Source organism: Polynucleobacter sp. 39-46-10 (genome assembly GCF_002282275.1).
On record NZ_NCJB01000082.1, the window covers coordinates 1 to 10019 of the forward strand.

Annotated in this window: 14 protein-coding genes; 8 read left to right on the forward strand and 6 right to left on the reverse strand. The window is 45.8% G+C overall.

Going from position 1 to position 10019, the window contains the following annotated elements:
• Positions 1–2 precede the first annotated feature (2 nt).
• Positions 3–1127 carry an MFS transporter gene (locus B7X71_RS08235; protein ID WP_293600501.1) on the forward strand — a complete coding sequence of 375 codons (1125 nt, stop codon included), beginning with the start codon at positions 3–5 and terminating at the stop codon, positions 1125–1127.
• Here B7X71_RS08235 and B7X71_RS08240 read toward each other — a convergent pair.
• A complete protein-coding gene (locus B7X71_RS08240; RefSeq protein WP_293597148.1) occupies positions 1124–2140 on the reverse strand; it encodes a DUF6352 family protein in 1017 nt (338 codons plus the stop codon). The two genes, B7X71_RS08235 and B7X71_RS08240, sit on opposite strands and share 4 nt — an antisense overlap.
• 75 nt (positions 2141–2215) lie before the next feature.
• Between B7X71_RS08240 and B7X71_RS08245 the strand changes: the two genes are divergently transcribed.
• Positions 2216–2563, forward strand: a complete 348-nt coding sequence (locus tag B7X71_RS08245; protein ID WP_216136241.1) for an FKBP-type peptidyl-prolyl cis-trans isomerase — start codon at positions 2216–2218, stop codon at positions 2561–2563.
• A 77-nt stretch (positions 2564–2640) separates the two neighbouring features.
• Here B7X71_RS08245 and B7X71_RS08250 read toward each other — a convergent pair whose 3' ends face one another.
• Positions 2641–3591 (reverse strand): lytic transglycosylase domain-containing protein, encoded by a 951-nt coding sequence (locus B7X71_RS08250; RefSeq protein ID WP_293597159.1) that lies wholly within the window; start codon positions 3589–3591, stop codon positions 2641–2643.
• Positions 3592–4143: 552 nt separating this feature from the next.
• On the opposite strand from B7X71_RS08250, the gene B7X71_RS08255 reads away from it, so the two are divergent.
• Positions 4144–5163: a DNA/RNA non-specific endonuclease gene (locus tag B7X71_RS08255; protein WP_293597149.1), complete on the forward strand. Its 1020-nt coding sequence runs from the start codon at positions 4144–4146 to the stop codon at positions 5161–5163.
• Positions 5164–5170: 7 nt separating this feature from the next.
• Here the strand turns inward: B7X71_RS08255 and B7X71_RS08260 are convergent, their stop codons facing one another.
• Entirely contained in the window at positions 5171–5410 is a 240-nt protein-coding gene (locus tag B7X71_RS08260) for a DUF3820 family protein (RefSeq protein ID WP_293597150.1), read from the reverse strand.
• Positions 5411–5556: 146 nt separating this feature from the next.
• Here B7X71_RS08260 and B7X71_RS08265 point away from each other — a divergent pair, with 146 nt between their 5' ends.
• From B7X71_RS08265 to B7X71_RS08285, 5 genes are read left to right on the forward strand one after another with little or no spacing between them, the layout of a single operon-like run.
• Complete coding sequence (locus tag B7X71_RS08265) at positions 5557–6471, forward strand: DUF6662 family protein (RefSeq protein WP_293597151.1); 915 nt, start codon at positions 5557–5559, stop codon at positions 6469–6471.
• Positions 6472–6506: 35 nt separating this feature from the next.
• Entirely contained in the window at positions 6507–6686 is a 180-nt protein-coding gene (locus tag B7X71_RS08270; RefSeq protein WP_293600502.1) for a hypothetical protein, read from the forward strand.
• Between the two features lie 47 nt (positions 6687–6733).
• Complete coding sequence (locus B7X71_RS08275) at positions 6734–7288, forward strand: FMN-binding protein (RefSeq protein ID WP_293597153.1); 555 nt, start codon at positions 6734–6736, stop codon at positions 7286–7288.
• A complete protein-coding gene (locus tag B7X71_RS08280) occupies positions 7285–8112 on the forward strand; it encodes an FAD:protein FMN transferase (protein ID WP_293597154.1) in 828 nt (275 codons plus the stop codon). The genes B7X71_RS08275 and B7X71_RS08280 overlap by 4 nt, the downstream gene beginning before the upstream one ends.
• A complete protein-coding gene (locus B7X71_RS08285) occupies positions 8109–8531 on the forward strand; it encodes a hypothetical protein (RefSeq protein ID WP_293597155.1) in 423 nt (140 codons plus the stop codon). The genes B7X71_RS08280 and B7X71_RS08285 overlap by 4 nt, the downstream gene beginning before the upstream one ends.
• 65 nt (positions 8532–8596) lie before the next feature.
• On the opposite strand, the gene B7X71_RS08290 is transcribed toward B7X71_RS08285, so the two are convergent.
• The 3 genes from B7X71_RS08290 to B7X71_RS08300 all read right to left on the reverse strand — a co-directional run.
• Positions 8597–8809 (reverse strand): DUF2892 domain-containing protein, encoded by a 213-nt coding sequence (locus B7X71_RS08290; protein WP_293597156.1) that lies wholly within the window; start codon positions 8807–8809, stop codon positions 8597–8599.
• Between the two features lie 40 nt (positions 8810–8849).
• A complete protein-coding gene (locus B7X71_RS08295; protein ID WP_293597157.1) occupies positions 8850–9167 on the reverse strand; it encodes a metalloregulator ArsR/SmtB family transcription factor in 318 nt (105 codons plus the stop codon).
• Positions 9168–9180: 13 nt separating this feature from the next.
• A partial coding sequence (locus B7X71_RS08300; RefSeq protein WP_293600503.1) for an MBL fold metallo-hydrolase occupies positions 9181–10019 on the reverse strand: 839 nt, incomplete at its 5' end.

Consider the following 10019-nt stretch of genomic DNA (forward strand, 5'->3'; position numbering starts at 1 on the left):
ATGTGACCTTTATCGCCATTAATGGCCTAGTTGGCCTAAGCCTAAGTCCAGTTGCCTGGATGGCTACCCTGCCTGTCATGGGCTATGTTGTTGGTGGCGCCTTCTCCACCTCGATTGTGGCTAAAACCCAAAATCACTTTGGCCGGAAGATTTCTTTTCAATTGGGCCTCTTGGTAGCAGTCTTATCAGCCCTTCTTTGCGCCTATGCGGCCGTTTCCAAAAATTTTTGGCTCCTAGTGCTGGGCACCTTTATTGCAGGCTATTACAGCGCCAATGGGCAACTCTATCGATTCGCAGCCGCTGAGCTGACAGTTGCCAGTCAAAGGGATAAGGCGGTCTCCTGGGTGCTGGCTGGCGGCATCCTAGGCGCTGTCATCGGGCCCAACCTAGCCTCTTGGACTAAGGATTTCTTTGATACCGCATTCTTGGGGGCTTACATTACCCTTTCAATAGCCGGCTTTATTGGAATCATCGTGATGCAGTTCATCCATTTTCCAGAAGAGTTTAAGACGCAGCATTCACTTTCCGCCGGCAGAAGTCTCAAAACGATTCTGCAACAACCCGTCTTTATGGTTGCGGTGATTGGGGCTTCTTTGGGGTACGGCGTCATGAACCTGCTCATGGCAGCAACGCCGCTCGCCATGCAAATTTGTGGGCTCCCTTTTTCAGATACAGCACTGGTGTTGGAATGGCATGTCATTGGCATGTTCGCGCCCGGGTTTTTTACTGGCTCACTCATTCAGCGCTTTGGCACACTCAAAATGATGGGTGTTGGTGTCATCCTCAACCTCGTGTGTATTGCAATCGCACTGACTGGTGTCGACTTACATCAATTCTTGATTGCACTATTTTTATTAGGCGTTGGCTGGAACTTTTTATTTACCGGATCGACCTCTTTGGCAATGACTGCTTATCGACCAGAAGAACGTGACAAAGCTCAAGCAGCCATTAACTTCTTTGTGTTTGGCACAATGGCCTTCACTTCATTTGGTTCTGGGGCCCTCATTACTTCGCAGGGCTGGAATATCCTGAATCTCGGTTCACTGCTTCCCGTTGCCGTTACAGCGGCTGCATTAATTTGGCTTAGCGCCAATCGCAAGAAGACAAGCGCCTCCTCCGCGACTTAGGACGCTTTAGCTAAAGGTAAATTGAAAAGCAAGTTTTGCGGCTTCAGTTTGAGTTGCCCTTCATCATTCATCGCAATACCCATGTACACCGGCTTTCCAGCCTGCGATTGAGTCACTGCAGCCTCATCAACAAAGTCCAGGCGGAATAAGCAAATGACCTTCTCAAGTTCATCAGAATCTACCGGCTCTTTGTTGTAAAGCTTATTCAAAATATCGGTCGCAGCAGCATCCAAACCGACATGCCAAGACCACTTAGGGTCAGTGATTTGCTGCATGGGGGTAATGCGTACTTGAGCACCTAAAAAGTGTTGCACCCATTTTTCGAGAACACGGCAAAAATGATTAATGGGTGGCTGACCAAAATTGAGCTGCACTGCAAAATCATGATCTTCATTCTTCTCCCAATACAGATCAGCATTTTCTTCATGCAGCACATCTAAGTCGATTGAGCGCATGGACATCGACTTACTCTTCAGAAGATCGAGAATGTTTCCAGTCTCACCTGCCTGCGCATTGCGAGTGACTACCTCATCATCCGCACCCATGACCACGCTATCCTCTAGCACAGTGATCTTCTGAACGCGAAAGAAGAGTTCACCCATGCGAGCATCTAATGGATGGCAATCTTCACCCAAGATATGACGGATAAATATTTGCGCCAACTGAGAGATAAATAAAGGCGGCACGTCAACACCATCACCTTTAAACAAGCTCATGTAAAAGTTTTCTAAAGAGCTGGCCGCCAATAACTTAGCGCGATACCTAAGCCAAACTTGATAGTTCACCTGAATATCGGGATCTGCCATTCCGGCAATTTCTTCATCGGAAATGGCTGCTCGGGGGTTATCGATTAAGCGCTGATGCAAGGCGCGCTCAGCAGCGCAGGATTCGGGAACCAGGTTTAATTCGGGTCGCAATAAGTAAGTGCGTAGAAAATCATCCGTCACTTGCAATTGCTTGTCAGACCCCACCGTCAGGGTTTTATATGCACAATGAGGCCAGAAGTTTGTCATGTTAGTTTGCTCGAACAAAAAGATTATGCTCAGAATATACTAGCCGTTCAATTTCAGCCAAAGAGGAAGATAAACATGAGCGAACTCCAAAAAATAGATACCGTTGTTGGTGATGGCAAAGAAGCGACTGCCGGCAATCATGTAGACGTGCATTACACCGGATGGTTGTTTGATGACAAGGCGCCTGATCATAAGGGCCAGAAGTTTGATAGCTCTTTAGACCGTGGCCAACTATTTAGCTTTCCTTTGGGTGCTGGCCATGTCATTAAAGGCTGGGATCAAGGCGTGCAAGGCATGAAGATTGGCGGCAAGCGCACCCTCATCATCCCTTCTGAGATGGGTTATGGCCCTCGTGGTGCTGGCGGCGTGATTCCCCCAAATGCAACATTGGTATTTGATGTAGAGCTTCACGGAGTGAATTAATTCACAACCAGCATCTGCAAGTAATAAGGCCACTCAATGAGTGGCCTTTATTTTGTCTTGAAGAAAAACAGTCGATCTTACGAACGCAAATCTTTGCCGTTCAGTGTGAATTTATTTTGCGTTGCTGGCTGGCACAAACTAATCAAGCGATTTCTTTCAGCCATGACCTTATCAGCATAGCCACCATCATTCTCAGCGTTTGCAGCACCAACATAGTATTTCAAGCCATTGCGCAATGAGCCGCTAGTTGCAATTAAATACTTCAGGATATAGGCGCCTACCCGAATATTGACTTCAGGCTTAACCGCATCAGTAGCGCCACCATACAAAGCGTATTTGTCTTTATGAATAGCAGTCATTACCTGCATCAAGCCTTCAGCACCCGCATGACTTTTAATCACTGGATTAAAGTTTGACTCCACAGAAATCACCGCAAGCAATAAGACGGGATCAATATTGACTTCTTTTGCAATCAACACTGTGTTCGAAACATATTCCTCAATCTTGGCACGATCTAACTTGTACTTCTTCTCAAAGAAGTCAGCAACAGCGCGTTGATTTTGAATAGATACCATCAGTTTGGAATCTAAGGCCTGAGGATCAATCTTTGAGGTAGGAATGCGATCCGCTAAGTGGGAGATTGGTTTTACCTGAGCCTGGGCTACGGAGGGCATCAAGAGAGCCACCGTTTGCTGTTTGGCACTGGTCAACCCGCTGTGAGGGATAGCTGATGCCTTGCCATAGATTACATTCGTAATTTCTTTATCAGCAAGCACCTTAGGAGCCTCCTCCTGATACTGATCGAGTATTCCAAAACCATTCTGCCAAACCATATGGCGAGCTTCGTCTGGAACCAGGATGCGAGCTAAATCGAATGCACCTGCTTGAGTTCCATTTCCGGAAAGCCAGAGTCCCACGATCATGAAAACGGTTACGATCAATAGCCCATTCATCACCCGATATACAGGAGATAGCGCGTGAGCCAACAACTCTTTAGCGTTAGCCTTTGCAGGCTGCACCAATTGCATGTCACTCAAATTAGCAGAAAAACATTTAATCATTCATAGTCTTGCAGCACCCCAAAAATCAAAGTTCTGATTTATGTTGCAATGCAATAAGTAAAAAACATGAGTCATCCTAAGAAGGTTCTTATATCAAGTCAAGAATAAAGGAATCAATTTCCATAACTTATAGGTCTTGAAATAAGGATGACCACTAATAAAGTCATCAAGTTCGATATTTAATCGTTTAATTTCAATAACTTAAAGAAGTTAGTGAAGACTTATTTCATATAATAAAAAAGGGCTCAAAATCCAACTTTTTTACTATTTTTGAACTTCAAAAGTGCTGCCTGACCCGTACATCTAGTATCTAGATATGTTGAATTTTCTACCGGTAGTGCAATTTGAATCATCACCTCAAGTTGAGCATCTATTGTTCTTCATGCTTTGTAGTTGAAATAATCGATAACATCAAAGACTCTCAAACCCCGACAAATACTAGCTCTAGAGCTAAGGTAATCACCCAATATGCGCAAAACTTTTACCCCCTGATGAGGGCACTGATTACACTGACATGCAATGAAATTCCTAGCCAAACTCCTCCTACTTAGCTCGCTTTGGCTGCCACTGAGTGCATCCGCTCTATTTGATCAGTGCAAAGATCTATTCCCGGCCCAGCAAGTGCCGAGTACCACCCAGATAGGGAGAGACCTTTGCTTTGATGATTTCGCAATCTACTATTCCCCTTCTGACAAGAAGCCGATCTACACCGTTGAGCGTCTTCATGGCGAGCAACTACAAGCGCCTCACCCACGACGCAGCAATCAGTTTTATGAGGAGGCTAGGCTCCCTGCGCATGAACGCGCCCTTCTAGCAGACTATCGTGGCAGCGGATACGACCGCGGGCATAACGTTCCAGCAGGTGACATGACACGGGAGCGGGGGATGGCCCAGTCATTCTCCTTAGCAAACATGATGCCCCAAACTAGACAAAACAATCAGGGCATCTGGGCAAAACGAGTTGAAGAACCCACCAGGATGTACATCAAGCGCGCGGAAGGCGACGTGTATGTATTCACCGGCTCCACTGGGAATGCAGGCAGCATTGGTAAAAGCAAGGTCATCATACCGAGCCATCTGTATAAGCTGGTCTACGACCCCAATAAAAAATTGGCTTGGGCTTATTGGGTTGAGAACACAGATGACGCACAAATGAGTGCGCCGATCTCCTATGCTGAGCTTGTTCAGAAGACCGGCATCGACTTTCATCTGCCTACAGAGCTGAGTGACGGTGCAACCAGTAAGCCAGTTTCAAGGAGTACATCAGCGCCAAGGCAGGCAATAGGCGGTTGGTATCCCGTCTTTTTTGATCAATACTCACCTGAGAAGGTGGCGGCAATCATCTCGAACATTAAAGCGGGCAAGGTTGCCAGCGTACAGATTCAATATGACCATAATGTAGAGCTAGCTCAAAAGTTGGTTCAGGAGATTGGGGCGCAAAGTACATTGCAAGCCACCCTTTCTCAAAGTAGTCCGCCAGATTCACCTAATGTGAGCTATGAACGTAATCGGGTGACAGCCATAGTTCACTCCAAGTAAGTATTTACTACTCGCGAGTGCGGGGCGCAATTCCATGAGCCCGCTGAATAGGGGCCAATAATCCGCGCAAGCCATTGTGATCCAGAGTGTGCATCAACTCTAGCAACTGACCAAGCTCGCCTTTAGGAAATCCTTCACGAGCAAACCACGCCAAATAGTTACCAGGTAAGTCTGCAAGCGCCCGCCCAGCATGCTTACCAAAAGGCATTTTCATTGTGACCAGCTTCACCAGGGCTTCTGAATCCATAGCCCTGATCTTACAAGCTCAGAAATTCTCTAGGTCAAATCTCAACATTGAGACAAACAGGGTCATTTTCTCAATTGAGAATTATTCTTATTTACTGTATATTGCGAATCATTCTCATTTACTTTTATTCACCAGCCCACCTCACTATGAAAATGACCATCAAAAGACTTGTTGCCTTCAGCATCTTATTAGCCACTGCCTTGCACTTCTCATTCGCGAATGCGGGTGAAGGTGCATTTGGATGGATTTACACCCTTGATCTTCAACCCAAAGGAAAGCTCGAATTTGAGCAGCGCCTACAGCTCAACAAACAACAAGCCGCTGGTACCTACGATGCTTGGACCGCTAGAACCGAATTGGAATATGGCCTTACCAATGACTTACAAATTGCCGGCTACATCAACTCCTACTACACCAGTGCAAATCAGAATTACACCAACCCTGAAGCCTGCGGCGATAGCTCAAGCTGTACAGGCGGTTATGGTGTGCCATCCAGTCACGACCCTGCCACTCCTTACAGAAAAAGCGGTATTGAGGGCGGCTCCTTAGAAGCCATTTATCGACTAAGCAATCCAGTGACATCACCAGTTGGTGTTGGTCTTTATTTAGAGCCGACCTGGGGCAGAAACAAAGCTGAAATTGAAGCGCGCCTGCTCTTGCAATCGAATTTTATAGATGATCGATTGGTCTTGGCAGGTAACATAGTTGTGGCAAATGAACGCTTGAAATTTATTGAGAATGGCAACGTACCAGAATCAATGCTCGACTTTCTCGTAGGTGCTAGCTATCGATTCGCACCCAAATGGTCTGCTGGTGTTGAAGCCCGTTTCCATAACGACTACTCAGAATTGAATTTACGAAATCAAGTCCAACGTGCAACTTTTGTTGGTCCCAATATGCACTACGCCGCCAAAGACTGGTGGGTCACTGGCGCCTGGCGTTACCAACTCAAAGGCGGTAGCTGCATGGGTGGCGGCGAAGCGGAATGCTCTAATGCCCGAGTTTGGGATAGCCACTCAGTTAATGAATTTATCGTCAAAGTAGGCTTCCCACTGAACTAAACAAGATTTCTCTTATTTTTAATTTAAAGGTAATTATGGAAAAGCAAAATTTATTAATGGCAGCACTGATACATCTGATTCAGTTTCAGTCTACCCACTGTGCCACTGCAAGAGAGCGGGCTTTGATGATGTTTGATGCCCTGTCACAGCTAAACGACAGCAATTCAGAGTTAAATGATCTTTGCATCGAAGCGAATGCGCTACTAGCCAGCTAATACATTTCAAATGTTTAACCCCCCATACTTAAAAAATCATTGAAAACATGTTCTGGAAACCCAATCCCTTATTCATAATTGGTCTAGCAGTGGTAACACTACCAATAGTTGCGCATGCCAAGATATATGTATCCGTTGAGCAGGCTCAAAAGATACTGATACCCAATAAATTACTTATCAAAAATCCCATCATCATTACAGATGAACTGCAAGACAAAATGCGCTCAGCTTCAAGCATTCGCCACCCCTTTCAAGGCGATCGAGTTTGGAAGTCGGCAGACGGAAGTTGGTTCATCGTTGATGAGGTGGTTGGCAAGCATGAAATGATTACTTATGCAGTAGCACTGAGTCCAGCAGGAGCAGTGCTTGGAATCGAGATTCTGGAATACGTTGAATCTTATGGCTACGAAGTAGCAGAAGCTCAGTGGCGTCAGCAATTTATTGGCAAGGTGGCATCAGATCCCATTAAGCTCAATCAAGATATCCAGAACATTGGTGGCGCCACACTCTCTTGCAAGCATCTCACTGATGGGGTTAAACGTGTTGCAGTACTGTATGACATTGCACTCAAAAACCAATCCCAAGCGCCTAAAGCAAAATGATTCGCTGCAAACCACTCTTGGGTACCTTTGTTGAAATTTCAACTGAAGATGGAGAGCATTCACTCCATGCAATAGAGATGGCATTCATAGCCATTGAACAGGTTCAATCATTGATGGGCTTTCATGATCCAGAGAGTGAGCTCACTCAAATTAATACTAGGTCTTATCAGGAGCCGATTGCCATTCACCCCTGGACAGCTGCGGTGCTGACTATTGCGAAGGACATTCACTTTCAGTCCCAAGGAATATTTAACTGTGGGATTGGTCATCTGCTAGTGGAGGCTGGTCTACTTCCAAGACATCTCAACTTAGACAATCACTCATTCGGAGGCATTGAAGATCTTCGATTTATTGAGTCCAACTTGGTTCAGTCCAAACTCCCACTCTGCCTTGATCTTGGGGGCATTGCCAAAGGCTATGCAGTAGATAAGGCAGTAGAGGCTTTGATTACTAATGGCATCGAATCTGGATCAGTCAATGCTGGTGGAGATATGCGAGTCTTTGGAAACTATTCTCGAGATATTGAAATTAGAAACCCCTCCAAGCCGAATGAGCTAATCCAGATTGGCAGCATGAGGGCGGGTGCAATTGCCACTAGTGGTCTCTACTTTGCAAAACGTGATGCCAATTCAATAAGTTTTATGGTCAATCCGCTCAAGCAAGAACATATTGAGTTTTCAGAGTCTTATTCAGTAGTCGCAGCTGAATGCGTCTACGCTGATGCCTTAACCAAGGTAGTGAGTATTTCCGGAAATACGCAACATCCCTGCTTGAGTCATTTTTCTGCTCAAGCCATCAGAATCCCCAACACCCTCACCCGATGAATAATACGAGTCGCCTTGGCAAGATGCCATCATGGCAAAGAAATTTTGTACTGATTGCCATGTTGAGTTGCTCACTCACTGGCACAGCCTATTTACTGGGTCATGAATTTCACATTGAGCGCGCTGTATTGGGTACTCATTCGGTATTGGCGTGGCACGGCATTGCTGCTATGACAGCCACAATAGCTCTGGGCTCAGTCTTACCATTTCACCTGAAGGCGGGCTTAAAGTCTAGAAGGAAGTTGTGGAGCGGTTTAATCCAATTGGCTTTTTTAAGTGCCCTATTGGCTTCAGGCGCCCTGCTGTACTACGGTCCTGAGGAAATTCGAGATCCCGTTATCGCAACTCACTGGATGACTGGCATTGCCTTCTTTGCAATCTTTTTACTGCATGGAGTTTATGCCCAAAAAATGGGCTGACTGAAATACAAATAAGGCGCATTGAGTATTATTTCTCAATACGCCTTATTCAAACTAAAGAAGACTTACTTACAGCAAGAATCTTTTTCAGATGCAGTTCCACAAGAATTAACTCCCAACAATGGATATGCAGGGCAGAAGCGAAAAATACCTGTAGCCATAGGGATTAGTCCGAGCCAACCCCACCAACCTACGATACCGTTAGCGGCCAGTGCAACCAGCACAATGCCTACTGAGATTCTTAAAATACGATCGATACCACCGACGTTACATTTCATATTGAACTCCCTTTAAAAACGATTAAATGATTCTTCGCAACTACTTCTTGCAGTAATGCTTGTAGAGCAAACTCATCACCGATACAGCAACCTGGCTTGAAAGGGAATAGTAAATCTGCTTACCCTCTCTACGCGTTTTAACCAGTTTCTCCTTGCGCAATACGGTGAGTTGCTGCGAAAGGGTAGGTTGATGCAAATCTAGCGCAGCTTCTAACTCGCCAACACATTTTTCTGCTTGACCGATTTCGCATAAGAGCATCATGCGATCCCGGTTGGATAAGACCTTCATCAACTTGCAAGCATCGTCAGCTGATGACTGCATCTTCTTTAATTCTGCTTTAGAGATGGGTATATTCATTTTCATTCCCCCATCAGAGTGCATTCAAGGGAATTTTTAAATAAGCAACCCCATTGCTATCCGCTTCAGGAAAATGGCCAGCTCGTATATTGACCTGAATAGAAGGCAATATTAATGTTGGCATATCCAAGGTTTTATCTCGTGCGGTACGCATCTGCACAAACTGCTCCTCAGCGACACCATCATGCACATGAATATTATTGGCCCTCTCATCGGCAACAGTGCTCATACCAGTTGCAGGTCGATTATTTGGTGGATAATCATGACACATATACAGCTTAGTCTGGCCTGGGTAAGACAAGATCTTTTGAATAGAACGATAGAGCGTCTTCGCATCACCGCCCGGAAAATCGCAACGGGCCGTGCCCACATCCGGCATAAACAAGGTATCACCCACAAAGATCGCATCACCGATCTCATAAGCCATACAGGCAGGTGTGTGACCTGGCACAAAGAGCGCCTTTAAGGATAGATCGCCAAAAGCGAGTGACTCACCCTCTTTTAGCAAATAGTCAAATTGCGTGCCATCTGCCTTAAAGCGGTCATCTAGATTGAAGACGCCTTTAAATACTGTCTGCACATTCTTGATATGATCCCCAATCACCAACTTACCACCTAGGTGGCTTTGCAAGTAAGGGGCGGCCGTTAAATGGTCTGCATGGGCATGGGTCTCCAAAATCCAAGTTACCTGGAGCTGGTGGGCCTTAACGAAGGCAATGACCTCATCGGCAGACTTGGTGGTGGTTCTGCCCGATTTAGGGTCATAGTTCATTACTGAATCAATAATGACGCAAGGGCTGCCTTCACCCTCATAAACCACATAGGTGTAGGTCCAGGTTTCTGGGTCAAAAA